Source organism: Pseudomonas sp. NPDC089401 (assembly GCF_044749485.1).
GTDB lineage: Bacteria > Pseudomonadota > Gammaproteobacteria > Pseudomonadales > Pseudomonadaceae > Aquipseudomonas.
The window spans coordinates 262,966-289,064 of sequence record NZ_JBIVIA010000005.1 but is presented as its reverse complement, the minus strand read 5'-3'; the positions used below and the strand labels follow the sequence as shown (position 1 = coordinate 289,064).

Sequence of the window (26,099 nt, the reverse complement as noted above, 5' to 3'; positions counted from 1 at the left end):
CGACAACAAGCAGGAGAATCGAAATGAGCGTTTCCCCAACCCGCAGCGCGGTGATCGCCGCAGGCGAACGCGTGGTGCCGATGAAAATGGCGCACCTGGTGTTCCGCTGTGCCGACCGCCAGGCCATGGTCACCTGGTACCGCAAGCTGTTCCAGGCCGAGCTGGTGTTCGAGGACGAGATCCTCACCTTCATCACCTATGACGACGAGCACCACCGGCTGGCCTTCTTCAACATGCCGCACCTGCCGCCGAAGGCCGACGAAGTCACCGGCGTACACCACATCGCCTACAGCTACGCGCACATCGACGACCTGTTGCGCACCTACCTGCGCCTGAAGGAGGAGGGCATCCGCCCCTATTGGTGCATCAACCACGGCCCCACCACCTCGCTGTATTTCCGCGACCCGGAAGGCAACGACATCGAGCTGCAGGTGGACAACTTCAGGGAGGCCGCCGACGCCGCAGCGTTCTTCCACAGCGACACCTTCGCCAACGACCCGATTGGCCTGGAGTTCGACCCCGACGCCATGGTCGAGCTATGGCTTGACGGCGCCAGCGAAACCGAACTGTGCCGCCTGGGAACCGCCGGTACCGGTACTCGCACCCTGCTTGGATGAGGAGAGACCCATGAAACTGTGTACGTTCAAGACCCCTGGCGGCCTGCAGGGCGTCGGTATCGTCGTGGCGGGGGGCGTGATTCGCATCGCCGATCACCTGTCCGCCGCGCCGCGTGAAATGGCTGGGCTGATCGCTGAATGGAACCTCTGGCAGGAGCCGCTGCGGCGCCTGGTGCAGCTGCAGCCTGCAGATTTCGCCCTCGACGAAGTGACCCTCATGGCGCCGGTGCCGCGCCCTGGGAAAATCCTCGGTATCGGCCTGAACTACGCCGATCACGTTGCCGAGTCCGGCATGGCAACACCGGCCGATCAGCTGTGGTTCGCCAAGATGAACACGTCAGCCAACGGGCCCTACGCGGCCATCGACCTGCCGCAGGTGTCGGCGCAGTTGGACTACGAGGCGGAAATGGTTTTCGTGATCGGCAAACGCTGCCGCCACGTCAGCCGCGAACAGGCCCCCGAGGTGATCTTCGGATACTGCGTGGGTAACGACGTGAGCGTGCGCGACTGGCAACTGCGCACTTCGCAATTCGTGCTGGGCAAAGCTTTTGACGGGCACGCGCCGTTCGGCCCTTGGCTGGTCACCCCGGATGAAGTGGGCAACCCCCATGAACTCGGCATCCGCTGCTTCGTCAACGGTGAGCAGCGCCAGGGCTCCAATACCCGGGAGTTGATCTTCGACTGTTACCAGCAAGTCGAGCACCTTTCCAAGGTGATGACCCTCGAGCCGGGTGACGTGATCTACACCGGCACGCCGGGCGGGGTCGGCGTCGGTTTCAAACCGCCTCGCTGGCTGCGCGAAGGTGATCGGGTACGGGTGGAGATCGACGGCCTGGGGAGCATCGAGAATGTCGTCCGTGCAGAGCAACCAGGGGGGAATGGCCATGCAGCTTGAAACGATCGAGCAGCACATCCTGCACCTGGAAAGCGAGCGCTGCCGGGCACTGGTGCAGCGCGACGTACAAGCCCTGGCCGAGTTGATGGACGACCGCCTGGTACACGTTCATGCCACCGGCAAGGTGGACGACAAGGCGCAGTACCTGGAAATGGTCGCCGGGCACATCGACTTTCTCAGCGTCGAGCGCGCCGACATGCGTGTGCGAGTGCAGGGTGATACGGCCATCGCCACTGGCCGCCTGGAGCAGGCCATCGTCCTGCGCGAGAGTGGCGAACAGCGGTTTATGAAAGCCTACACCACCCAGGTATGGATTCGCAGCGAGGGCGCCTGGCGCCAGTGTGCCTTCCAGGCCACCAGCACCTGACCCACGCAAAGGCCGGCCCCGGCCTGCGCCGGCAGGGACGCCGGCCCCCACGATAACGACACAGAACAACAACAAGAGTCCCTCTCCATGAATAACATCCGGGTGAAAGCGCTGGGTGCGGTGCTGGCCGCCTTCGCGATTATCGATTGCCATGCCGAACCGGCCGAGGAACCCGCCGAAGGCACTTTGTTCCGCAGCCTGTTTGGCGACAGCCTGCGACGCGACTACGGCATCAGTACGTTCTTCCTGCTCGACATCGGCTATTCGCGCAACAACCGCTCAACCCATGATGAGCGCCGCGACGGGCTGAGCAACTTACCCATCAGTGGGTTTTCCGACGAAGGTTTCGAGCTGGGCAGCCTGCATCTGTTCGTCGACAAGCCTCTCAAGGCCAACCTCATCCCGCGCATCACCCCGTTGCCTGGCCCCGCACCGGAAATAGCGGATTTCGGTTTCACCTTCGAAACCTTGTACGGGCGCAACGCGCAGTTCTCCAGGGCCTTTGGCTGGGACATGCACTGGGGTGTCAATTCGCCCGGTGACGATGACACTGAAAAAGCCCGGCGGGACAGGCAGAACTTCGTTTCCACGCCCAACCTCGCCGCCACCGCCTATCTGCCGTACGGGCCTGGTTTCACGGTGATGGCGGGTATCTTCGGCCCGGCTTTCGGCTACGAGATCCCGCCAAACATTCGCCTGGCCCGCAACCCCTTCGCCAGCCGGACCTACGCCTTCGTCAGCAACCTGGTGACTGTCAGCGGCGTCATGATCAGCAGCCGTCTGGTCGACAGCCCGCAGGGTCTGTTGGGGGTGGAACTGGGCGTGGCCCAGGGCTGGAGCAACCTGCGTGACAACAACGATGACAAGGCGCTGTTCGGTGCACTGCGCTGGCGCACGGCAGACATGCAGACCTGGGTCGACTATGAATTCATGGTCGGCAACCAGGAGAACCACAGTTTCAAGGACGTGCAAGCCCCAACCTCACGGCTGATCTCCCCAGACGGCCAGCTCAGGCAGCAGCATTCGCTGAACGGCTGGCACCGTTTCGATGAGCGTTGGTCGATGGGCGCGGAACTGGTTTACGGCCGTCAGGATGGCGATGGCAAACCGAGCACCGTCGACATCGTCACCGGGCCAGGCTTCGACGGTGCGCATTGGTGGGGCGCCAACGCGGTGCTTACCTATCAGGTGCGGCCGGACTTGTCATTCTCGGTGCGCGGCGAGCACTTCAGCGACCCGGACGGCTTCACGCTGTTCCCCACGACCACCGCGCGCGGGGACTTTAACGCGATCACCACGGGCTTTCGCTACGACGTCAGCAAGCACCTCTCGCTACGCCCGGAGCTGCGCTATGACTGGTTCGATGCCTGCGAACATGACCGCCCATTCGGCAATGGTCGTGACCGCACACAGCTGACCGCGATGGTGGAAGCGTTGCTGTACTTCTGAGCGCAATGAAAAAAGCCCTGGCAGTTCGCACTGTCAGGGCCAGGTTGCTCGCTCAATTCACGCGTTGATGGCACAGCGTCTGGCAAAGGCCAGTTGCTGGAACTGGAACGCATCGCCCATGCGGTGAAAGTCGATGCAATGGCCAGCGTCTCTGAACAGTGCGGCATCCATGGCCGGGCAATTGACAAAGGTTTGGGCAAAACGCTGCACCGTGGCTTCATCGACAGGCCACAACTGCTCGAACTCCGGTTGCCGATAGTGCACGGGCACCTTCACCTGGGCTGCGAGATGGCCGACCTGCCTGGGCCACTGCATGCCGATGTCCACCAGCTCGCTGCGCGGGGCAGGGGCGCACGCGGCATGGCTGGCCTGGGGCATGACGGCATGGTCGTAGGTGGCCGGTGGCCCGAAGAAAAAGCCATCCATTGCCTCTGGCGGCACGCTGACCAGCGCCTGATGTGCAGGCACACCGTTCCACTTGTCTTTGGAAGCGGTTACCGGGTCGAGCCCGACGCCAGAAATCGCGATGCCCAGCAGCGGCCAGGAAGGCTGGCGCGCAGCGATGGCGATGCTGATGGCCGCGCCGATGGAATGCCCGATCAGGACGATACCGCTGGCGTTGTGCGGGTAGTTGTGCCACAGGTCCTGGATGGCGGAGTCGAGGATCTCTGCGTTGTCCAGGATGCTCGGGGCATTCTCGGCGTAGGCTGCGCTGATGCCGTAGCCAGGGCGGTCGATGGCAAAGATGGGCAGCCCTTGCGCCTGCGCCCGGTCCAGCAGTGAATGGCCCGGCACGTCGAAGTAACGGGAGCTGTAGGTGCTACCATGGATGGCCACAATCAGTGGCAGCGGCTCCACGCTCCCGGTTTCGGGTACGTGGCCGCGTCCCGACAGCGAGACGCCCAGCCCGCGGAAAACATATTCCTGTTTGCACATCGGTTTCGCTCCTCTTGTTGTTCTTGTGTGGCGCTGTAATCGGCTGTCAGGCGGCGAGCCAGGCCTGTGCGTTCTCGCGAATGGCGCTTTCCAGCTCGCTACCGCGGGTGGCGAACGTGCGGTTCAGCGGGAAACCGCTTTTCTCCAACAGGTAGGCCAAGGGCGCATACTCGCGCGGATAGCGCGCCAGCACCTGCGCATCGATGGCCAGCGGGCCACGGGGGAAGGTGAAGCCACCCATGTCATAGATGCTCTGGCGCTTGAGCAGCTTCCATTGGCCATCGCGTTTTTCCGCAAGGTCATAGAAGCGGTTGTGCACGCTGCAGCCCAGCTCCAGGCGCAGGTTTTCGGCGACGATCACCGCATTGGTCTCGACGATGGCGCGGTTGCCGTTGATCTGTACCACCGGCGTACCGATCAGGTGCTTGGTACGCAGGTCGGAGGCGCCCATGCGCCGCGAGCCTTCGATGAACCCGGTGAACGAGCCTTCGTACCAGGTGATTTCGATCACCCCGTCGGGGTGGAACAGCGTGGCCAGTTGCTCCCATTGGCCCAGGTCGCGATGGATCCAGCCGGTGATGAGGTCGGTAATCTGTTGGCGGTCGTGCAGGTAGCTGTTCATGGTGCAGTGCTCTTGGGGATAGACGATCAGCCCAAGCTTCGTCCCGTTCTGGAGTAAACTCAAATAGATTGATCTGAACGATTTATCATTAAAAATGAATGGAGATGAAGATGGAGCTGCGTCACCTGCGGTACTTCCTGGCCGTGGCTGAAGAGGGGCATTTCGGCCGTGCGGCCAAGCGCCTGCATATCGTGCAGTCGGCGCTGAGCATGCAGATACGGGCACTGGAGGAGGAGCTGGGTGGCCCGCTGTTCGTGCGCACCAGCCGCCGGGTCGAGCTGACCGAGGCCGGCACGCTGTTCTGCGCAGAAGCACAACGCACCTTGGCGCAGGCCGAACATGCCCAGCAGACGGTACAACGGGCGATGCGCGGCGAGATGGGCACCGTGCGCATCGGCTTTGCCGGCAATGCGGTATTCAGCGGGCGGCTGATGGTCGCCGTGCGGGCGTTTCATGCGGCCTATCCGCAGGCCGAGGTGGTGCTGCGCGAACTGGCGCCGCAGCAGCAGGTCGAAGCGATACAGGCAGGGCAGCTGGATGTTGGATATGCCCCCAGCCATGGCGGGCAGATCGTCGATGCGTCGCTTTGTTTCGAGCGTGTCGGTACCTGGCCACTGCTGGTGGCGATGCCCGACAGTCATCCGCTGGTCGACGCCAGCCCCTTGCAGGTCTGCATGTTTGGCGACGCGCCATTGATCGTCTATGCCGCCCATGGCGCCGACGAGAACATGCTGCGTGGCTTGCGCCAGGCACTGGGGCGCGAGCCCAGGGTGCACCGCACCGGCAGCACCCTCAGCCTGCTGGCGCTGGTGGCCGCAGGCCTGGGTGTGGCGCTGGTACCCGAACCGCTGCTGCAGGTGAACATACCAGGTGTGGCCTATCGCCGGCTCGACGGCATCGAACAGCAGGCAGACCTGTTGTTGGTCAGCCGCAATGACGAGATCAACGGAGCCGTACGGGCCTTTCTGCAGGTGGCACGCCAGGCGCTGGCACAGGGCTAGGCGCGGGGCTGGCCAATGGCGTCGCGTGCGGCTTCCAAGGCCTGGCGGAACTCGTCCTTGCGGGCTGCGAAGCGTGCAGTAGGCACCACCACCGAAACAGCGTGAGGCCCCATCAGCGTCGGTAGCAGAACACTGATGGCGCTGACGCCGGGGGTATGCTCTTCGTTGTCCTGGGCGATGCCTGTGCGGCGGATCTGCTCGATCTGCTCGAGCAGTGCCGGCAGCTCCAGTGTGTTGGCCGTGAGTTTTTGCGGTGCAGGTGTCAGCCATTGAGCGATGCTTTCGTCCGTCAAGGTCGACAGCAGCACCTTGCCGTCCGCCGTGGCATGCATGGGCATCGAGCGGCCCAGCGGAATCACCACACGCAGTTCACCTTCCCCGATCACCCGGAAAATCGCGTGGGTCTGCTGGCCGCGGATGCACGACAGCACCACGGTCTCGCCAAGCGCCTCGCCAAGTTCTTCCAATGACTGCCTGGCGATGGAAATGATGTCGCCGTGGGCCTGGTGAATCAGCTCGCCCAGTGCCGGCCCCAGGCGATAGCCGCTGCCGGGCAGGGCCTCCACCAGCTTCTCCACCTCCAGCGCGGCAATGATGCGCTGCACGGTAGAGCGTGGCAGGCCGACGGCCTGGGCGATGGCCGCCAGGCTCAGGCCCTGCGGTTGCGCGCCCAGTGCACGCATGATGGCGCTCGCCCGGGCAATGACCTGGATACCACCACTGCGCAGCTCTTCTGCTGCCTTGTCTTTCTCAACGCTCATTTCTTTCCTCGAAAACCGACGTGCCGGCTGCGCCTTGGCGGCCGGCCCGAGTGTACAGGTTCATCGCCTGATCGACAGCGGCTGGTGTTTCTTCAAAATCTGCGTGTATCATAATGCGATACAAAGTACTGCATTGTGGTTAAGTATCGCTTGCCGAGGTTGGCCTCTGGCAAGTGGCCGCCCCGGTGCCATACCCAAGGAGAAATGATGAACGTCAGAATCATGCAGAACCTCGGCGCGTTGCTTTCGATGACACTCGTGCTGTCGGCCTGCGAAAAGGCGCAGCAGACGATGGATACCCCGGCCCCCGAGGTGGGCGTGGTCGAACTCAAGGAACAGGATGTGCTGCTCAGCAGCGACCTGCCTGGGCGAACCTCGGCCTACCGGGTGGCTGAAGTGCGTCCGCAGGTCAGCGGTATCGTGCACAGGCGCCTGTTCACCGAAGGCGCCGTGGTACGCAAAGGGCAGCAGCTGTATCAGATCGAACCGGCGTTGTATCAGGCGGCGTTCGACAAGGCCGAGGCCAGCCGCGATACCGCGCGCAACCTGGCCCAACGCTACCAGCGCCTGCTCGAGACCAAGGCCATCAGCCGCCAGCAGTTCGACGATGCCCAGGCCAACTGGAAACAGGCCGAGGCCGAATTGAAGACCGCGGGCATCAACCTGGAGTACACCCGTGTGCTGTCGCCGATCGACGGCCGCATCAGCCGTTCCAACGTCACCGAAGGCGCCCTGGTCAGCGCCCAGCAGAGTCAGGAACTGGCCACCATCAACCAGCTGGACCCGATCTACGTGGACGTCACCCAGGCCTCCACTGACCTGTTGCGGCTGCGCCGCGAGCTGGACGCCGGGCATCTGGCCTTGGTGGGGCCTGGCGAGGTGAAGGTCGACCTGACGCTGGAGGACGGTACGCCCTACGCCCACCCCGGGGCACTGAAGTTCTCCGAGGTGACGGTTGACCCGAGTACGGGCGCGGTGACGCTACGTGCGCAGTTTCCCAACCCGGACGGCATCCTGATGCCCGGGATGTTCGTCCATGGCGCGCTGGCCGAAGGGGTGCGCCACAAGGCGGTCCTGGTGCCGCAACAAGGCGTGACCCGTGATCTCAAAGGCGAGGCTACCGCCTGGGTCGTAGGCGAGGGCGACAAGGCCGAGCTTCGGCACATTCGCACCACGCGCACGGTCGGCAACCAATGGCTCGTGGAGTCTGGCCTGAGTGCCGGCGAGCGGGTCGTCACCGAAGGCGTCCAGCGTGTGCGCCCAGGCATCGTGCTCGAGCCTGTCGCCGCCAGCAACGTCGCGCCGCTGCAAACAATCGCAAGCTCGCAGCAATAGAACTGCCCCGGCATAGCCGTCACTTTCCGGTACATACAAATGGCATCGTTTTTCATCAACCGGCCGATCTTCGCCTGGGTGATCGCTATCGTGATCATGCTCGCGGGCTGTTTCAGCATCCTCAAGCTGCCGGTCAACCAATATCCCAACATCGCCGCCCCGGCGGTGAGCATCACCGTCACCTATCCAGGCGCTTCGGCGCAGACCGTTCAGGACACGGTGGTACAGGTGATCGAGCAACAGCTGAACAACCTCGACGGCCTGCGCTATATCTCGTCGGAGAGCAACAGCGATGGCAGCATGACCATCATCGTCACCTTCGACCAGGGCACCGACCCGGACATCGCCCAGGTGCAGGTGCAGAACAAGCTGCAGCTGGCGACCCCTTTGCTGCCTGAAGAAGTGCAGCGCCAAGGGCTGCGGGTCGCCAAGTACCAGATCAACTTCATGCTGATCGTCGGGCTGTACTCCGAAGACGGCAAGATGGATGATTTCGACATCGGCAACTACATCGCGTCCAACCTCAAGGACCCGATTACCCGGGTGAAAGGCGTGGGCGATTTCCAGATGCTGGCGGCGCAGTATGCGATGCGTATCTGGATGGACCCGCAGAAACTGCTCGGTTACCAACTGACGCCTCAGGATGTCATCGAGGCGGTGAAGTCGGAGAACGTCCAGGTCTCCTCGGGTGCTCTCGGTGGTTTGCCGACGCATAAAGGTGTGCAGCTCAACGCCACGGTGCTGGGCATGACGCGCATGACCAGTGCCAATCAGTTCCTCGAGATCCTGCTCAAGGTCAATCCGGACGGCTCCCAGGTACGTCTCAAGGATGTCGCCACGGTGGCACTGGGGGCAGAAGACTTTTCCATTTCCGGCACCTACAACGGCAAGCCTGCGGCTGCCATCGCGCTGCGCCTGGCCACCGGTGCCAACCTGCTGGACACGGTGCAACGGGTACGCGACACGGTGGGTGAGCTGGAACCCTTCCTGCCAGCGGGCCTGAAAGTGGTCTATCCCTACGACACCTCGCCAGCAGTCGGTGCGTCGATCCACGAAGTGGTGAAGACCCTGTTCGAAGGCATCGTGCTGGTGTTTCTGGTGATGTACCTGTTCATGCAGAACCTGCGTGCGACGCTGATCCCCACGTTGGCCGTGCCGGTGGTGTTGCTGGGCACTTTCGGGGTACTGGCGGCGTTCGGCTTCACCATCAACATCCTGACGATGTTCGGCATGGTGCTGGCTATCGGCCTGTTGGTGGATGACGCCATCGTGGTGGTGGAGAACGTCGAACGGGTGATGGTGGAAGACAAGCTTTCGCCCAAGCAGGCGACACGCAAATCGATGGGGCAGATCCAGGGCGCGCTGGTAGGTATCGCCATGGTGCTGTCGGCGGTGTTCGTGCCGATGGCGTTCTTTGGTGGCGCCACCGGCATCATCTACCGCCAGTTCTCCATCACCATCGTTTCGGCCATGGCGTTGTCGGTGGTGGTGGCAATGATCTTCACCCCGGCGCTGTGCGCGACACTGCTCAAGCCCGTCGGCCATGACCATCATGAGAAGAAGGGGTTCTTCGGCTGGTTCAACCGAACCTTCGATCGCAGTGCCGATCGCTACAAGGCCGGCGTGCTGGGCATTGCCAAGCGCAAGGCGTTGTTCCTGGGGGTCTACGCCGTGATCGTGGTAGCGCTCGGCTGGTTGTTCCCCAAGATCCCGACGGCATTTTTGCCCGGTGAGGACCAGGGCACGATGTTCGTTCAGGTCCAGATGCCGACCAACACCAGCGCTGCACGCACGCAAGTGGTGCTCAACGAGGTCCGTGACTACCTGCTTCAGGAAGAAGGCGGGCTGATTGACTCCGCGTACACGGTGAACGGCTTCAACTTCGCCGGCCGGGGCCAAAGTTCGGGGATGCTGTTCATCGGGCTCAAGCCGTGGGAGGAGCGCGCGGGCACCGATGATACGACCATTTTCGCGTTGGCCCAGCGCCTGCAGGCGCGAGCCTCGCAGATCAAGGATGGCACCGTGATCGCCATCGTGCCGCCAGCGATCCTGGAACTGGGCAATGCCATGGGCTTCGATTTCTATCTGCAGGACCGTGTGGGTCTGGGGCATGAGAAGTTGATCGCTGCCCGCGACCAGTTCCTGCAGATGGCTGCTGCCGACCCGGTGCTGGCCAACGTTCGCCCCAATGGCATGAACGATGAGCCGCAGTATCAAATCGTCATCGATAAAGAAAAGGCCCGTGCGCTGCAGGTGAGCATCAGCGACATCAACAACACGATGAGCAGCGCATGGGGAGCGTCGTATATCAACGACTTCATCGATCGCGGGCGGGTCAAGAAGGTGTACGTGCAGGGCGAAATCAGTTCGCGGATATCGCCTGAAGATTTCAGCAAGTGGTACGTGCGCAACGCGAAGGGAGAAATGGTCAAGTTCTCCTCCTTTGCCCATGGTTACTGGACCTACGGTTCGCCAAAGCTTGAGCGCTTCAATGGTGTGCCGGCGGTGGAGATTCAGGGTGAGCCTGCGCCGGGCTACAGCTCGGGGGATGCGATGCAGGCAGTTGCGCGCATCATCGCCAAGCTGCCCGAGGGGGTTGGCCTGCAGTACACCGGTATTTCCTATGAGGAACGCCTGTCGGGCTCGCAAGCGCCGGCGCTTTATGCGATCTCGGTGCTGATCGTGTTCCTGTGCCTGGCCGCCCTCTACGAGAGCTGGTCGGTGCCACTGGCCGTCATCCTGGTGGTGCCGCTGGGGGTGATCGGTGCGGTGCTGGCCACCCTTGGGCGTGGCTTGGCCAACGACGTGTTCTTCCAGGTCGGCTTGCTGACCACGGTGGGCCTGTCGGCGAAGAACGCCATCCTGATCGTCGAGTTCGCCAAGGCGCTGCACGAGCAGGGCATGCCACTGATGCAGGCGGCCGCAGAGGCGGCACGCCAGCGGCTGCGCCCGATCATCATGACGTCCCTGGCCTTTGTCCTCGGGGTGCTGCCGCTGGCTATCTCCAGCGGGCCTGGGTCGGGCAGCCAGCACTCCATCGGTACCGGTGTGGTAGGTGGCATGTTCACCGCTACCTTCCTGGCGGTGTTCTTCGTGCCGTTGTTCTTCCTGGTCATCACCCGCCTGTTCAGCCGCAAGGCGCAGCAGGCCAATACCGAGGCTCAAGGAGAGCGCGCATGAAACACGGCAAACTGAAAACCGCCTTGGCACTGGCCGTGAGCCTGGTCAGCGGTTGCTCGCTGATCCCGCAATACCACCGGCCAGTGGCGCCGGTGGCCAATGACTGGGTAGATGCGCAGGCTGGTGCGCATCCGCTTCTGCCGTGGAGGACGTTCTTCGAGGACCCACAGCTCAAGGCTCTGATCGCAGAAGCGCTGGAGCACAACCGAGACCTGCGCGTGTCGTTGCTCAATATCGAGAAGGCCCAGGCGCAGTACCGTATACGGCGTGCCGACTTGTTGCCGTCGATCGATGCCACGGTGTCCGGCAGCAGCCAGCGCACGCCAGCGGATGTGTCCAGCGACGGCCGCACGGGCACCAGCCATCGGTATGACGCAGGTGTCGGCTTCGCTTCCTACGAGCTGGATTTCTTCGGCCGTGTGCGCAGCCTCGATGAGCAGGCGCTGCAGCTTTACTTGCAGACCGTCGAGGCGCAGCGCAGTGCCCAGATTGCACTGGTCGCGGAGGTTGCAAACGCGTACTACCAGCTGCAGGCGGACATGCAATTGCTGGCGTTGGGCAAGCAGACCCTGGAGAGCCAGCAACAAAGCTACCTCACCACACGTAGCAGCTACCAGGAGGACATTGCCACGGAGCTGGACCTGAGCCAGGCGGAAAGCACCGTGCGCTCGGCCCAGGCCAGCCAGGCCAAGTACCAGCGGCTGGTGGAGCAGGATCGCAATGCGCTGGTGATGCTGGTGGGCAAGCCGCAGGCCCCTGAGCGAGTGGCCCAAGTCAGGCCTGAGGTGTTTGAGCTGCCTGAGGCCCTGCCAGCAGGGCTACCCTCGCAGATACTGACCCAGCGCCCGGACATACTCGCTGCCGAACACGCGCTCAAGGCCGCCAATGCAAACATCGGCGCCGCCCGTGCAGCATTCTTCCCAAGCATCAGCCTGACCGCTTCGGCGGGATCGGCCAGCAGGCAGCTGGGCGATCTGTTTTCGGGCGGGCAGGGGGCCTGGAGTTTCGTGCCGTCGATCAATGTGCCGATCTTCAACTGGGGCCGCAATCAGGCCAATCTCGACGTAGCCAAGGTGCAGACCTCGATCGAGGTGGCCAACTACCAGAAGGCCATCCAGGTGGCATTCCAGGAGGTGTCCGATGGCCTGGTCGCGCGCGACGAACTGGGCAAGCAGGCCACGGCCCAGGAGCTGCTGGTGAAGGCCAATAGCCGCAGCTACGCACTGGCCGTGCAGCGATTCCAGACCGGCGTGGACACTTACCTCAACAGCTTGGATGCCCAGCGCAACCTCTTCGCTGCGCAGCAAGAGCTGGTGAGCACCTACTTGGCGCGTAGCCAGAACCTGATCGCGCTATACAAGGCGCTGGGTGGCGGGCGCGAGTGATGGGCACTGGTCTCGGCGCACGGACGCGCAGGGCAAGCGATGAGGCGATGCAAGGCTGAGGCCGAGCGCGTGTTCAGCGCTTGAGTGCCTGATGAGCCAGCACGTTGTGCGTAGTGGTCTGGTAGTGCTTGGCCAGCAAGGCGCAGGCCTTGTCGACATCCCGTGCCAGAGCGACCTCGAGCAAAGCCCGGTGTTCCTGGGGCACATCCCGCTCGGTGTCGCCCTGGTAATGCACGGACAGCATGCGGTAGCGCGCCGTCTGGTCACGTAGCAGGTGCGACAGGCGCAACAGCCAGGGCGAGCGGCAGTTGGCGATCAAGGCCTGGTGAAAGGTTTCGTGGGCGCTCTCCCACTCGGGCTTGATGAGCCGCTCGGGGCCTTCGGTAACCGGCAGGCGATCGAGACGGTGGTGGGCAGCGATCAGCTGGCTTTCCCATTCCAGGTCGCCCTGGCGAATGGACTCGGCCAACGCCTGGCATTCGATGAGCAGGCGCGTGCGGGTGATATCGAGCAACTCATCGGCCGAGATGCGCCCGACACTGAAGCCTTTCTGGTCTTCGGAGGCGACGAAGCCGCTGGTGGCCAGCCGTGACAGGGCCTCGCGCAACGGGATGACCCCGGCGTCGTAATGCTCGGCGAGCTCCTTCAGGCGCAGGCGGCTGCCCGGCGCAAGGCGGCCGTTGATGATGTCTTCACGCACGCGGGCCTCCAGTTGCGAGGCCATGGTGCGTTTTTCCGAGGCTACGGGCTGGGCGGCCCAGCGTTCGGTTTGATTCATGGGCGATACCACGGATGAGGGCTGGTGAGTCCGATCATACACAGATGGCTTGTTTATCGATAATTCCTGAAAAATATATTTTCCAATTGACTGCATATTTTCTTGGGATTAGCTTAGAACCACGTCGCAGTGTCTGGCGGCGTTCACGAATCACAACAAGAGGTGTGTTCCATGCGTTATGTCCGCTTCTCCCATCAGGGCCGCCCGGTGTTGGGCGTCCGCACTGCCGAAGGTGTCCGGATTCTTGGCGAGGAATCGCTGGAATCGTTGCTTGCACGCGGTGTCGACCTCACTGCATACGGTGCCCAGGCGCAGGGTGCGCTGGTCGAGATTGGCGAACAGGACTACCTGCCGCTGATGAGCCGGCCGAGCAAGATCATCTGCGTGGGCTTGAACTACGCCGACCACACCAAGGAATCGCCTTACGCCCAGCCGGATTACCCAACGCTGTTCCCGCGCTTCAACAGCAGCCTCACGGCCCACAACCAACCGCTGATCCGCCCGCGCATTTCCGACACCCTGGACTACGAGGGCGAAATGGCGGTAGTGCTCAAGAGCGGCGGGCGGCACATCAGCAAGGAACAGGCGTTGCAGCACGTTGCCGGTTACGCGCTGTTCAACGAAGGCTCGGTGCGCGAGTACCAGTTCAAGTCACCGCAATGGACCGTGGGCAAGAACTTCGACGACACCGGCGCGTTCGGCCCGGACCTGGTGACGGCGGATGAGCTGCCGGCTGGCGGCAAGGGCCTGCTGCTGCAGACCAAGGTCAATGGCAAGGTAGTGCAGTCGGCCAACACCGATGACATGCTGTTCGACGTGGCCACCATCATCTCCACCTTGAGTGAGGCGGTAACCCTGGAAGCAGGTGACGTGATCGTCAGTGGCACCCCGGCAGGCGTTGGCTTCGGGATGGACCCAAAGGTCTACCTGAAAGCAGGCGACGTGGTTGAAGTGTCCATCGAAGGCATCGGTACCCTGGTCAACCCAGTCGTCGACGAAGCCTGATTGATTCCGGGCATTCCCGGCCTGATCGAAGCCTCCCGCTCCGAGGCTTCGACGAAAGAACAAGAATTGGAGGCGATCATGACTATCACGACCCGTGGTGTGCATTCGATCGATCATTACGCGTTGTCTGTGCCTTCGCTGGCCGACGCGCAGGCATTTTTCGCCAGCTTCGGCCTGAACGTCGACGCAACCCCGGACAGCCTGAACCTCACTGCAGCCGATGGCCATCGCTGGGCCAGGGTTTTGCCAGGGCGCAGCAAGAGCCTGGCTTATCTGAGCTTGAGCTGCTTCGCCGGGGACTACGCCGCCTTGCGCGAGCAGGCCGAGGCCGCTGGCGCCAGGTTCGAGGAAGGCGACGGTGAAGGTTTCTGGTTCCGCGACCCTGACGGCAATCTGCTGCAGGTGAAAGTGGGCGCCAAGCACATGCCCGACAACAAGCATGCGCTCGCCGTGCGACCACCTGCCGTGCGAGGTGCCAGCACGCGCGATGCCGTGGCGCAGGTACGCCCGCGTCGCTTGTCCCATGTGCTGTTGTTCAGCCCTGACGTGGCCCGTGCCGTCGACTTCTATGGCCGCGTACTGGGGCTGCGTCTTTCCGACCATTCCCAGGACATCATTGCATTCACCCACGCCCCTCACGGCTGCGACCATCATCTGCTGGCCTTCTGCAAGAGCAGCGCCAAAGGTTTCCACCACGCCGCCTGGGAAGTCGACAGTGTCGACGAAGTGGGCAACGGTGCCGAGCAGATGGCCAATGCCGGCTACCGCGAAGGCTGGGGTACGGGGCGGCATTGCCTGGGTTCCAACTACTTCCACTACATCCGTGATCCCTGGGGATCGTTCTGCGAATACTCGGCCGACATGGACTTCATCGACGCTGGCAGCCAATGGTCGGCGGGTGACTTCCCGCCAGAGAATTCGCTGTACCTGTGGGGGCCGCACGTCCCCGAGTACTTCGTCCTCAACACCGAGACGGACACCCCAGCCGTCGAGGGCTAACGCCCCAGCGATGCAGGCCGCAGATGGCCCGGTATCTTCCTGGTCCCCAGGGAGACAGGGAGCGGCTTGCCCAAACCCACCCGGTTTCAGGTCAACACAGATGAACGAAAACAAGATTCATGACGTAGCCATCGTCGGTTACGGCCCTGTCGGGCAGACCCTCGCCATTCTCCTGGGGCGCATGGGCTATGACGTTGCCGTGTACGAACGCTGGCAATCCCTTTATCCACTGCCGCGCGCGGTGTTCCACGACCACGAGATCCGTCGTGTCTTTCGCATGATGGGGCTGGAAGAAGAACTGCAGAAGATCTCCCAGCCATCGGCCTGCTACCAGTGGTTCAATGCCGACTGGAAGGTGCTGGTGGAAATCGACTGGTCCGCCGAGTCGATCAGCGACGGTCCCTTCGGCTACCTGTTCAATCAGCCCGGCCTGGAGGCCATTCTCGACCGCACCGCCAAGGCAAGTGGCAACGTCGAGGTGCACCAGGGCTGGGAAGTACTGGCGCTGGATCACGACAGCCACGGCTGCGAGCTGCGCATGCAGCGCACCCTGCGCGATGGCCAGGCGCAAGCCAGCGAGGAGCGTCAGGTCAAGGCGCGCTATGTGATCGGTGCCGATGGCGCCAACAGCCTGATCCGCCGCCAATGCGGCATCGACTGGCAGGATCTGGGCTTTCAGGAAGACTGGCTGGTGGTCGACCTGCAACCCAAGCCAGGCGTGCAACTGGATGTGCCGGACATCGGCCAGTGGTGCAACCCGGCGCGTCCGACTACCATGGTGCCTGGCGGGCCAGGCTATCGCCGCTGGGAGTTCATGCGCCTGCCGCAGGAAACGTTGCAAGACCTGCAGAACGAGGACAAGGTCTGGGAATTGCTCGCGCCCTGGGTCAATCCGGACACCGCCACCCTGGTGCGTCATGCCGTGTACCAGTTCCGCTCGCGCATCGCCCAGACCTGGCGCCATGGCCGAGTGCTGCTGGCCGGTGACGCCGCGCACCTGATGCCGCCTTTCATGGGGCAGGGGATGTGCTCGGGGATTCGCGATGCCTGGAACCTGTCCTGGCGCCTGGACCTGATTCTCAAAGGCCTGTGCGGCGACAGCTTGCTCGACAGCTACACCCTGGAGCGCAAGCCGCAGATCCGTGCCGTGATCGATGCCTCGGTGGAAATGGGCAAGGTGGTCTGCGTGCCCGACCCGCAAAAGGCTGCCGAGCGCGATGCTGCGTTTCTTGCCGGAGAAGTGCCGCCATTGCCGCCGTTCCCCGGCCTGGACGGTGGCGCGGTATTCAAGGACCCGCTCAGCGGTAGCGCAATCGGATCTGCCGGCTGCCTGGGGGTGCATGGTGAAATCGAGCACGATGGCCGCAACCAGCGCTACGACGATGTATTCGGTCGCGGCTTCCACCTGCTGAGCATCGGCGACGATCCATTGCCCGGCTTGAGCCCTTCACACAAAGCCGTGCTCGAACACCTGCAGGTGAAAAACGTGCGCCTGAGCCGTGACGGTGCGCCGGGCACTTGCCGCGACCTTTCCGGCAAGTATCACCGCTTCCTCGATGAGGTCGGGTTGCAGGTGGTACTGGTACGTCCGGACTTCTACCTCTACGGCGGGGTCAGCGACCTGGGCGAACTGCCGCAGCTGTTGGACGCGCTGGGTCGCGACCTTTGCATACAACAGGCCCGAGGCGGGGTGCTACAGCAGAAGCAACCATTCGCTGCACAGGTTTAAGCCGCCGATGCCGCAGGCCCCCCCTGCGGTAGCGTTCAGAAAATAACGACAAGAGTCAGGTCGATGCGAACATCAAGGTAACAACGGCCAGGGCGAACCGCAGGCGCTCGGCGGCATCTACCCGGCGGATTCAATCGTCGCTGGCCAACCTTCCCGCGCGGCGCTACGGATGCCTTCGAGCAACATGGCAAAGGCCGGGTTGTCATTGTCCTGGTGCCATACCAGGTGCAGTTCGCTCAGCATGCCTTCACCCAGGTCGATTTCGCGGAACACCACGTTTCTGAACACCACGCTGGTGGCGCAGCGCGGCACCAGTGCCAGGCCCATCCCGGCATTGACCAGCGCCAGGATGGTCAGCGACGAACCGAGCCATTGCACGAACTGCGGCGCGACCCGCGCCGAGCGCAGCCGGCCGGTGAGCAGTTCGTTGAAAGGCGGGTAGGCCGAGTGGGCATACATCAGAAACGGTTGCGCATCCAGGTCGTGGATCGACACTGAATCGGCATTGGCCAGCCGGTGACTGCGGTGTACCGCCAGCACGAACGGCTCGCGCACCAGGCATTCGTTGGCATATCCCGACTCCAGCAACGGAGCACGCACGATCCCAAGGTCGACGCGGCGGGCGCGCAGGGCCTCGTGCTGCTGGTAAGTGTTCATTTCCGACAGCTCGATCTTCACCTGCGGCTGCTTGAGCCGGGCCTCGGCGATGACTTTTGGCAAAAATTCGTACACCGCGCTGCCGACAAAGCTGACGTTTACCGTGCCGATATCGCCCTCGGCAAAGCGCCTGGCGCTAGCCGCTGCCTGTTGTGCGCGCTCCAGCAGGTTCTGCGCTTCGACGAAGAACGCACGGCCGGCGGCGGTGAGAGCCACCGTGCGCGTCGTGCGCGTGAACAGCTCGACCCCCAGCGCATGTTCAAGCAGTTGAATCTGCCGGCTGAGGGGTGGTTGGGTCATGTTGAGCCGTTGCGCAGCGCGGCGGAAGTTCAGCTCCGTGGCGACGGTAGTGAAACAGCGAAGTTGCGAGAGTTCGAACATTGATCCAATCCGAGTATCAATCAAGTGCCAGGTTAGATTAGACAGTAACAATACCTGGCGTCCATCATCGACTCGTCCCCAAAAAAATAATCACCGGGAGCCACCCTTGAAGACCTTTGCCAATACGCCAGACCCGGCAGTGCTCGCCCGCGCGGCTGCCAAGGTCAAACGCCATGTACTGCCGCTGTTCGTCATCATGTTCATCGTCAACTACATCGATCGGGTCAACATCGGGTTCGTGCGCAGCCACATGGAAACCGACCTCGGTATCGGTGCGGCCGCCTACGGCCTGGGGGCCGGCCTGTTCTTCATCGGCTACGCAATCTTCGAGGTGCCATCGAACATGCTGCTGCAACGCTACGGCGCCCGCGCCTGGCTGACCCGCATCATGTTCACCTGGGGCGCGGCCGCCATGGCCATGGCCTTCGTGCGCGGCGAAACCAGCTTCTATGTGCTGCGCTTCATCCTTGGCGCCGCCGAAGCCGGGTTCTTTCCAGGCATCATCTACTACTTCACCCAATGGTTGCCGGCTGCCGAGCGGGGCAAGGCGATGGCGATCTTCCTCAGCGGCTCGGCCATTGCCTCGGTGATTTCCGGGCCGGTATCGGGCGCCTTGCTGCACATCGACGGCCTGAGCCTGCATGGCTGGCAATGGATGTTCCTGATCGAAGGTTTTGCCTCGATCGTGTTGTGCGGGTTCGTCTGGTTCTGGCTACAGTCGCACCCACGCCAGGCCCGCTGGCTCAGCAAGGAAGAACAAGCGGCGCTGGTCGCAGCCATCGAGCTGGAGCAGCAAGCCCGCGAGGCCAACCAGGTCAGCCGTCCCTCTGTGTTCAGATTGCTGGCCGACCGGCAGATCGCGCTGTTCTGTTTCATCTATTTCGCCATTGCCCTGACCATCTATGGCGCGACCTTCTGGCTGCCAAGCATGATCAAGCAGATGGGCAGCCTCAGCGACTTCGAGGTCGGGCTGTTCAACTCGATTCCGTGGCTGATCTCGATCGTCGCGATGTACGGGTTCGCCGCCATGGCCAGCAAGTGGAAACACCAACAGGCCTGGGTCGCGCTGATGCTGGTGATCGCCGCGTTCGGCATGTTCATGTCGACCACCGGCGGGGCGGTGTTCGCCTTCGTCGCCATCTGCTTCGCCGCGATTGGCTTCAAGGCTGCGTCGGCCTTGTTCTGGCCCATCCCTCAGGGCTACCTCGATGCGCGCATCGCCGCGGCGGTGATTGCCCTGATCAACTCGATCGGCAACCTGGGCGGCTTCGTGGCGCCAACGGCCTTCGGCTTCCTCGAACAGACCACCGGCTCCATCGAGGGCGGGCTTTACGGCCTCGCGGTTACTTCGCTACTGGCCGCAGCAGCGGTGTTTCTCGCCCGCACCGCGCCGCGCAATGGCGCCTCCAGCCAGCTCACGCCTAAGCAGGTCACCCAGATCACCACTCAAACGCCAACCCATCATCACGCCATGCGTTGCGGTCCACAGGGAGCAGCCTCTTGAAAATCGTCCGCGTCACCGTCACCCCGATCGCCTTTCGCGACCCACCGCTGCTCAACGCCAGCGGCATCCATGAACCCTACGCCTTGCGTTCGATCATCGAGATTGAAAGCGACAACGGCTACATCGGCCTGGGCGAAAGCTATGGCGATGCCCCGGCGCTGGCCATCCAGCAGGCGCTGCAGCAGCAACTGATCGGGCTCGACCCATTCAACCTCAACCAGCTGCGGGCCATCGTCAAATCCACCGTGGCCGCCCACCGTCCGGCTTCCGTGGCCGGCGCCGAACTGGCGCCGGGCTCCCATGCCAGCAAGGCGGTGAGCAATGCCTACTCGGCCTTTGAAGTGGCCTTTCTCGACCTGCAGGCGCATTCATTGAACGTGCCGCTGGTGGACCTGCTCGGTGGCGCGGTCCGCGAGCGCATTCCATTCAGTGCCTACCTGTTCTTCAAGTACGCCGAGCACATCGACTCGCCCTACAAACCGGACAGCTGGGGCGAAGCGATCAGTGAAGAGCAGATCGTCGCCCAGGCCCGGCGCATGATCGAGGCCTACGGTTTCCAGAGCATCAAGCTCAAGGCTGGCGCTCTGGCGCCGGAGCACGAGGTGTCGTGCATCAAAGCCTTGAAAAAAGCCTTCCCAGGCCTGCCGCTGCGTATCGACCCCAACGGTAACTGGTCGCTGCAAACCGCCATCCGCATGGCCGAGCTGCTGGGTGATGACCTGCAGTACTACGAGGACCCGACGCCGAACCTGGAAGGCATGGCCGAGCTGCACCGGCGCACCGGCCTGGCGCTGGCGACCAACATGGTGGTCACCGATTTCGACGAGTTCCGCCGCAGCGTTGCCCAGGACAGCGTGCAGATCGTGCTCGCCGACCACCATTACTGGGGCGGTCTGCGCGACACCCAGACCCTGGCGAAGATGTGCGACACCTTTGGCCTGGGCGTGTCGATGCACTCCAACTCGCACCTGGGCATCAGCCTGATGGCCATGGCCCATGTGGCTGCCGCGGTGCCCAACCTCGACTATGCCTGCGACACCCATTACCCGTGGCAGGAGCCGGACGAAGAAGTGATCAAGGGCGGCAAGCTGCCGATCGTCGATGGCTGCGTGCAGATCACCCGCGCGCCGGGCCTGGGCGTGGCACTCGACCACGACCAGTTGGGCAAACTGCATGACCAGTACCTGAGCTGTGGTATCCGCCAGCGTGACGACGTCAAGCAGATGCAGCGTTACCGAGCGGACTGGAAAGCCGTCAAACCGCGCTTCTGAAGCGCGTCTACTCCCGCTGCAATGCCAGCGGGAGTTCATCCTGGCTCGTCAGCTTTTCCGTTCACGCCAAAAACAACAAGGTGATCGTGATGCAGACCGAACAGAGGACTCACGTCCGTTTCCAGGTGCTGGCCATGCTGTTCGTGGTCTCGTCAATCAACTACGCCGACCGTGCCGCACTGTCGATCGCAGGCTCGGCGCTGTCGGCCGACCTCGACCTGCAACCCATTGCCCTGGGCTATGTATTCTCGGCCTTCGGCTGGGCCTACGTGCTGGGGCAGATCCCCGGCGGTTGGCTGCTGGATCGTTATGGTTCGAAAACCATTTATGGCCTGAGCCTGGTGCTGTGGTCGGCGATGACCTTCCTGCAGGCCTTCGTCGAAGGTTTCGAGGCCACGACAGCAGTGATGATGTTGTTCTTCCTGCGGTTGATGCTGGGTCTGGTCGAAGCTCCGGCGTTCCCTGCCAATGGCCGGCTTGCGGCGTCGTGGTTCCCTGCCTCGGAGCGCGGCATGGCCACCTCGATCTTCGCTTCGGCACAGTATTTTGCAGTGGTGTTGTTCTCGCCGATCATGGGCTACATCGTGCATGCCTTCGGCTGGCAGTACGTGTTCCTGTTCATGGGCGGGGTGGGCTTCGTGCTGGCGCTGGGCTGGGTGAAGACCATCCATACACCCAAGGACCACCCGCGCATCAACCAGGCCGAGTTCGATTACATCGAGCAGGGTGGGGGGCTGGTGAACATGGACGAGGAGGGGCGCAACGATCGTGCGCCCAAGCTGAAGTACCTCAAGGACCTGGTGCGCAACCGCATGCTCATGGGTATTTATCTTGGCCAGTACTGCATCGTGTCGATGTCGTACTTCTTCATCACCTGGTTTCCGCTGTACCTGGTCCAGGCGCGCCACCTGGACATCCTCCAGGTCGGTTTCATCTCCGTGCTGCCAGCGGTATGCGGCTTCCTCGGCGGGTTGCTGTCGGGCATCAGCTCGGACCGGCTGCTCAAGCGCGGCATTTCCCTGACGTGGGCGCGCAAGATCCCGGCCATCGTCGGCTTCGTGTTGGCGAGTACCCTGGTGCTTTGCAACTTCGTCGATTCACTGTGGCTGATGGTACCGCTGATGGCCGTGGCCTTCTTCGGCAAGGGATACGCCGCCATCGGCTGGGCATGCATCGCCGATGCCTCGCCCAAGCGCCTGACCGGGCTCAGCGGTGCGGTGTTCAACACCGTTGGCAACGTGGGCAGCATCGTCACGCCGATCGCCATTGGCTATATCGTCGGCATCACTGGCGGTTACGAAGCCGCGCTGGTGTATGTCGCCGCACACTGCATCCTCGGTGTAGTCACCTATGTCTTCATCATTCCCGACATCAAGCGCGTCGAGCTTTCGGACGACGCCGAATTTGCCGCAAGCGCGCAGCTTTCGCCAGTGCGGAACTGACGCTGCTACACACTTCAAGGAGCTTTCATGCCATCTGCAAACACCCAGGACATTTCGGTACTGATCGTCGGCGCGCTGCTGCCCAGCCTGCAGCAGGCCATCGAGGCGTCCTACGACGCCACCCGCTACTGGGAGCTGGATGAGCCGCAAGCCTGGCTCGCGGCCAACGGCAACCGGGTTCGGGCCATCATCACCAGTGGCGGCTGGGGGGCAAGTGCCGACCTGATCGGCCAATTGCCCAACCTCGAGGGCATTTTCAGCTTCGGCGTCGGCTATGACTCCATCGCCGTGGATGTGGCCCGGGCGCGCGGGGTGGTGGTGACCAACACCCCCAATGTGCTCGATGAGTGCGTGGCCGATACCGCCATGGCGCTGATTCTCGATAGCTTGCGCCGCCTCAGCGAGGCAGAGCGCTATGTCCGTGCCGGCAAATGGGCCGCCGCGCGCTTCCCGCTGGCCACCAAGGTCGGGGGCAAGCGCCTGGGTGTGGTCGGGCTAGGCAATATCGGCCGGGCCATCGCCATCCGCGCCCAGGCCTTCGGAATGCAGATCGCTTATCACAATCGCAACCCCAGGGCGGGGATCGACTACCTCTACTTCGCCGACCTCGATGCGCTGATCGAGCACAGCGACGTGCTGGTACTGGCAGTGCCCGGTGGCAAGGCAACCGACAAGCTGATCGATGCCCGGCGCCTGGCGTTACTGGGTGGCAAAGGGTACCTGGTCAACATTGCACGCGGATCGGTGGTGGACCAGCCGGCATTGATTCATGCACTGGAAAACGGTGTGATCGCCGGTGCCGGGCTGGATGTGCTCGATGGCGAGCCGCAGGTCCCTGATCGCCTGCTGGCGCTGGAGAACCTGGTGCTGCTGCCGCATCTGGCGAGCGGCACCGTTGAAACACGCGAAGCCATGGGCGCGTTGGTATGGGACAACTTGCAAGGCTGGTTCACAGGCAACAAACGCGTGCTGACTCCTGTTGAATGATAGGGGGTGAAGTTATTACTGTCTTTTTTAGCTTTTCTTACGAAATTGTAATTTTCCAGCCACCCCTCTGATAGGTAGCGCTTTTTAGAGTGCCATCACCTAATCCAGTGGGGCTTGGCAGCTGTTTCGGCGTTCTCGCCAAGCTTTTACGAAGTTTGTGCACGAGGACCAAGAAAGTGCTCCGGTATAACCGCAATGTCTTATCCAGGACCTACGTTTCACCGTGGAAGATCGCCGCGCTCTGTGCGGTGATTTCCGGGTTGCTGGCACACTCTGCATTCGCCCAGAGCATCAGCTTGGCCCAAGCGCTGTCGACGGCAATGGATGCCAACCCAGACCTCGCGGCGGCACGTCAGGAAATCGGCATCGCGGACGGTGCACGCAAGCAAGCCGGGCTGATTCCCAACCCCGAAATCTCGTATGAAATGGAGGACACACGGCGCAATACCAGCACAACGACCGTTACGCTCAGTCAGACCCTGGAGCTCGGTGGTAAGCGGGGAGCCCGCGTAGATGTCGCCACATACGGCCAGAGTGTTGCACAACTGGAGTTGGACCGACGCCTGAATGGTCTGCGTGCAGACGTCGTGCAGGCGTTTTACGCCGCATTACGAGCCCAGGCCGGACTCGACCTGGCCAAACAATCCCTTGAACTGACCGAGCGCGGCCTTCGCATTGTCGAGGGTCGTGTTCGCGCAGGTAAATCTTCACCCGTGGAGGCTACCCGCGCCCAGGTTCAACTGGCTGAAGCCCGGTTGCAGGTTCGTCGCGCCGAAACGGAAAAAGCGACCGCCTACCAGCAACTCGCCCAGGTCACGGGGAGTTCTGTGACGGTATTCGATCGCCTTGAATCACCAACGCTGTCTCCTGGCTTGCCGCCGCGTACTGAAGCGTTGCTGGCAAAGCTCGATCAGACTCCGGAAATGCGCCAGTCAGTGGTGCAGATTGACAAGAGCGATGCCTCGCTTGGCGCAGAGAAAGCTCAGCGCATTCCAAACCTCACGGTAAGCATGGGTAGCCAGTACGACCGCTCGGTGCGCGAGCGAGTCAATGTCGTTGGTCTGTCCATGCCTTTGCCGCTGTTCGATCGTAACCAAGGCAACATTCTTTCCGCTTCCCGACGTGCCGATCAGGCCCGCGACCTGCGTAACGCTGTCGAGCTGAGACTGCGCGCCGAAACCCAGACCGCGCTGAACCAGTGGGCCACCGCCATGCAAGAAGTCGAGTCCTACGACAAGACCATTCTGCCCTCAGCCCAGCAGGCTGTGGACACCGCAACCCGCGGATTCGAAATGGGGAAATTCGGCTTTATCGAAGTGCTGGACGCCCAGCGCACCTTGATCGCCGCCCGTGGCCAGTACCTCGACTCGCTGGCAGCGGCGACCAATGCGCGTGCGCAAGTGGAAAGGGTTTATGGCGAAGTCGGTTCGACTGCCGGCGCACGTTGAACGGGCCATACATTCTCTTCGGCACTCGGCGTCAAGCACGCCGGTGTCTACGATCAGCAGGAGTAGCAATGGATAACAAACGCAAGATCGCCCTCGCGGTTGCCGCTGTGACAGCCCTTGGATTTGGCAGCCTCGCCTGGAACAACAGTTCCGGACAGCAAGCGGCAACGAACACCGAACACGGTACTGACGATGGTCATGGCCATGAAAAGAAGGCCGGATCAGCCAGTAAAGAGAAGGGCGAAGCGGGCCATGGTGAAGACGGTCATGGCGAAGAGGGCCACAGTGAAGAGGGCGGTGAGGAAGAGGGCAAGCTGACCCTCAGCGCTGAACAGATCAAAGCAGCGGGCGTTTCTCTGGAATCTGCAGCGCCTCGTGACCTGGGAACTGTCGTCAGCTTCCCGGGCGAGATTCGTTTCGACGAAGACCGCACTGCACACGTCGTTCCTCGTGTCCCTGGCGTCGTCGAAACTGTTCAGGCCAACCTTGGCGAGACCGTCAAGAAGGGCCAGGTCCTGGCAGTGATTGCCAGCCAACAGATCTCCGACCTACGTAGCGAGCAACAGGCTGCACAGCGTCGTGTCGAACTGGCGCGAGTGACCTTCGATCGAGAGAAGCAGTTGTGGCAAGACAAGATTTCGGCTGAGCAGGACTACCTCCAAGCGCGCCAGGCGCTGCAGGAAGCAGAGATCTCTTTGGCCAACGCCAAACAGAAGGTCGGAGCGATCGGCGCCTCGGTGAACTCTGTCGGGGGTAACCGTTACGAGCTTCGGGCACCCTTCGATGCCGTGGTGGTGGAGAAGCACCTGACCGTCGGTGAAGTCGTCAGTGAGGCGACTAACGCCTTCATCCTGTCCGACCTCAACCAGGTCTGGGCCACTTTCGCCGTTCCGCCTACTGACTTGGGCAAGGTCACGACCGGTCGTGCCGTGAAGGTTTCTTCGCCTGACATGAACGTCGAGGTCGAAGGCAAGGTCGGTTATGTCGGCAGCCTGTTGGGCGAGCAGAATCGTGCAGCAACCGTCCGTGTCACCCTGACCAATCCCAGCGGGGCTTGGCGCCCTGGCCTTTTCGTCAACATCGCGGTGACTTCCCAGACTGATCGCGTGGCGGTGGCCGTCCCTGAACATGCCGTGCAGACCGTTGAGGACAAACCCTCGGTATTCGTCCGCACCGCTGAAGGCTTCGACACCCGCCCAGTGAAACTCGGCCGTCGTGACAATGGGTACGTGGAAATTACCGACGGCATCGAAGCGGGCGTCCAAGTGGCTGCCAATGGCAGCTTCACACTCAAGTCCGAGCTCGGCAAAGCATCTGCCGAGCACAGCCACTGATGCGAACTGACAGGAT

22 protein-coding genes are annotated in these 26,099 nt (G+C 62.5%); 17 read left to right on the top strand and 5 right to left on the bottom strand.

Translation table 11 applies throughout. The annotated features are described in order from the left end of the window. Window positions 1-23 precede the first annotated feature (23 nt). The 4 genes from ACIP21_RS14420 to ACIP21_RS14405 all read left to right on the top strand — a co-directional run bounded on the left by ACIP21_RS14420 (window position 24) and on the right by ACIP21_RS14405 (window position 3,328). A complete protein-coding gene (locus ACIP21_RS14420; RefSeq protein ID WP_400688481.1) occupies window positions 24-617 on the top strand; it encodes a VOC family protein in 594 nt (197 codons plus the stop codon). Window positions 618-627: 10 nt separating this feature from the next. Further along, window positions 628-1,512, top strand: a complete 885-nt coding sequence (locus ACIP21_RS14415; protein ID WP_400688479.1) for a fumarylacetoacetate hydrolase family protein — start codon at window positions 628-630, stop codon at window positions 1,510-1,512. Continuing rightward, window positions 1,502-1,879 carry a nuclear transport factor 2 family protein gene (locus ACIP21_RS14410; RefSeq protein WP_400688477.1) on the top strand — a complete coding sequence of 126 codons (378 nt, stop codon included), beginning with the start codon at window positions 1,502-1,504 and terminating at the stop codon, window positions 1,877-1,879. Before ACIP21_RS14415 ends, ACIP21_RS14410 begins: the two co-directional genes overlap by 11 nt. Window positions 1,880-1,966: 87 nt before the next feature. Then, window positions 1,967-3,328, top strand: coding sequence for an outer membrane beta-barrel protein (locus tag ACIP21_RS14405; protein ID WP_400688476.1), 1,362 nt, complete (start codon window positions 1,967-1,969; stop codon window positions 3,326-3,328). 57 nt (window positions 3,329-3,385) lie between these two features. Here the strand turns inward: ACIP21_RS14405 and ACIP21_RS14400 are convergent, their stop codons facing one another. Then, window positions 3,386-4,264 (bottom strand): alpha/beta fold hydrolase, encoded by an 879-nt coding sequence (locus ACIP21_RS14400; protein WP_400688474.1) that lies wholly within the window; start codon window positions 4,262-4,264, stop codon window positions 3,386-3,388. Between the two features lie 46 nt (window positions 4,265-4,310). Continuing rightward, entirely contained in the window at window positions 4,311-4,886 is a 576-nt protein-coding gene (locus tag ACIP21_RS14395; RefSeq protein ID WP_400688472.1) for a nuclear transport factor 2 family protein, read from the bottom strand. A gap of 110 nt (window positions 4,887-4,996) precedes the next feature. On the opposite strand from ACIP21_RS14395, the gene ACIP21_RS14390 reads away from it, so the two are divergent. Then, window positions 4,997-5,887 carry a LysR substrate-binding domain-containing protein gene (locus ACIP21_RS14390; protein WP_400688470.1) on the top strand — a complete coding sequence of 297 codons (891 nt, stop codon included), beginning with the start codon at window positions 4,997-4,999 and terminating at the stop codon, window positions 5,885-5,887. On the opposite strand, the gene ACIP21_RS14385 is transcribed toward ACIP21_RS14390, so the two are convergent. After that, the gene (locus ACIP21_RS14385; protein ID WP_400688468.1) at window positions 5,884-6,648 is read right to left on the bottom strand and encodes an IclR family transcriptional regulator; all 765 of its coding nucleotides are present in this window, start codon (window positions 6,646-6,648) and stop codon (window positions 5,884-5,886) included. The genes ACIP21_RS14390 and ACIP21_RS14385 overlap by 4 nt on opposite strands. Before the next feature lie 207 nt (window positions 6,649-6,855). On the opposite strand from ACIP21_RS14385, the gene ACIP21_RS14380 reads away from it, so the two are divergent. Genes ACIP21_RS14380 through ACIP21_RS14370 form a run of 3 tightly spaced genes read left to right on the top strand, consistent with a single transcriptional unit; the run spans window position 6,856 to window position 12,548 of the window. Continuing rightward, window positions 6,856-7,983, top strand: coding sequence for an efflux RND transporter periplasmic adaptor subunit (locus ACIP21_RS14380; RefSeq protein ID WP_400688466.1), 1,128 nt, complete (start codon window positions 6,856-6,858; stop codon window positions 7,981-7,983). A gap of 39 nt (window positions 7,984-8,022) precedes the next feature. Beyond that, entirely contained in the window at window positions 8,023-11,163 is a 3,141-nt protein-coding gene (locus ACIP21_RS14375) for an efflux RND transporter permease subunit (RefSeq protein ID WP_400688464.1), read from the top strand. Further along, window positions 11,160-12,548: an efflux transporter outer membrane subunit gene (locus tag ACIP21_RS14370; RefSeq protein ID WP_400688462.1), complete on the top strand. Its 1,389-nt coding sequence runs from the start codon at window positions 11,160-11,162 to the stop codon at window positions 12,546-12,548. Before ACIP21_RS14375 ends, ACIP21_RS14370 begins: the two co-directional genes overlap by 4 nt. A gap of 73 nt (window positions 12,549-12,621) precedes the next feature. On the opposite strand, the gene ACIP21_RS14365 is transcribed toward ACIP21_RS14370, so the two are convergent. Continuing rightward, entirely contained in the window at window positions 12,622-13,326 is a 705-nt protein-coding gene (locus ACIP21_RS14365) for a GntR family transcriptional regulator (RefSeq protein WP_400688460.1), read from the bottom strand. A 171-nt stretch (window positions 13,327-13,497) separates the two neighbouring features. Here ACIP21_RS14365 and ACIP21_RS14360 point away from each other — a divergent pair, with 171 nt between their 5' ends. The 3 genes from ACIP21_RS14360 to ACIP21_RS14350 all read left to right on the top strand — a co-directional run bounded on the left by ACIP21_RS14360 (window position 13,498) and on the right by ACIP21_RS14350 (window position 17,059). Continuing rightward, entirely contained in the window at window positions 13,498-14,331 is an 834-nt protein-coding gene (locus ACIP21_RS14360) for a fumarylacetoacetate hydrolase family protein (protein ID WP_400688458.1), read from the top strand. A 78-nt stretch (window positions 14,332-14,409) separates the two neighbouring features. Further along, window positions 14,410-15,330, top strand: a complete 921-nt coding sequence (locus tag ACIP21_RS14355) for a VOC family protein (RefSeq protein WP_400688456.1) — start codon at window positions 14,410-14,412, stop codon at window positions 15,328-15,330. Window positions 15,331-15,430: 100 nt separating this feature from the next. Continuing rightward, window positions 15,431-17,059: a bifunctional 3-(3-hydroxy-phenyl)propionate/3-hydroxycinnamic acid hydroxylase gene (locus tag ACIP21_RS14350; protein WP_400688455.1), complete on the top strand. Its 1,629-nt coding sequence runs from the start codon at window positions 15,431-15,433 to the stop codon at window positions 17,057-17,059. Window positions 17,060-17,176: 117 nt separating this feature from the next. On the opposite strand, the gene ACIP21_RS14345 is transcribed toward ACIP21_RS14350, so the two are convergent. Continuing rightward, window positions 17,177-18,097: a LysR family transcriptional regulator gene (locus ACIP21_RS14345; protein ID WP_400688453.1), complete on the bottom strand. Its 921-nt coding sequence runs from the start codon at window positions 18,095-18,097 to the stop codon at window positions 17,177-17,179. A gap of 106 nt (window positions 18,098-18,203) precedes the next feature. Between ACIP21_RS14345 and ACIP21_RS14340 the strand changes: the two genes are divergently transcribed. From ACIP21_RS14340 to ACIP21_RS14315, 6 genes are all read left to right on the top strand, one after another. Then, window positions 18,204-19,601, top strand: coding sequence for an MFS transporter (locus ACIP21_RS14340; protein WP_400688451.1), 1,398 nt, complete (start codon window positions 18,204-18,206; stop codon window positions 19,599-19,601). Continuing rightward, window positions 19,598-20,872 (top strand): glucarate dehydratase family protein, encoded by a 1,275-nt coding sequence (locus tag ACIP21_RS14335; RefSeq protein ID WP_400688450.1) that lies wholly within the window; start codon window positions 19,598-19,600, stop codon window positions 20,870-20,872. Before ACIP21_RS14340 ends, ACIP21_RS14335 begins: the two co-directional genes overlap by 4 nt. Window positions 20,873-20,961: 89 nt before the next feature. Further along, window positions 20,962-22,314, top strand: a complete 1,353-nt coding sequence (locus ACIP21_RS14330; protein WP_400688448.1) for an MFS transporter — start codon at window positions 20,962-20,964, stop codon at window positions 22,312-22,314. Window positions 22,315-22,341: 27 nt separating this feature from the next. Then, entirely contained in the window at window positions 22,342-23,301 is a 960-nt protein-coding gene (locus ACIP21_RS14325; RefSeq protein ID WP_400688446.1) for a 2-hydroxyacid dehydrogenase, read from the top strand. A gap of 176 nt (window positions 23,302-23,477) precedes the next feature. Further along, window positions 23,478-24,749, top strand: a complete 1,272-nt coding sequence (locus ACIP21_RS14320) for a TolC family protein (protein WP_400688444.1) — start codon at window positions 23,478-23,480, stop codon at window positions 24,747-24,749. 68 nt (window positions 24,750-24,817) lie between these two features. Then, window positions 24,818-26,083 carry an efflux RND transporter periplasmic adaptor subunit gene (locus tag ACIP21_RS14315; RefSeq protein ID WP_400688442.1) on the top strand — a complete coding sequence of 422 codons (1,266 nt, stop codon included), beginning with the start codon at window positions 24,818-24,820 and terminating at the stop codon, window positions 26,081-26,083. The last annotated feature ends 16 nt before the right edge of the window (window positions 26,084-26,099 follow it).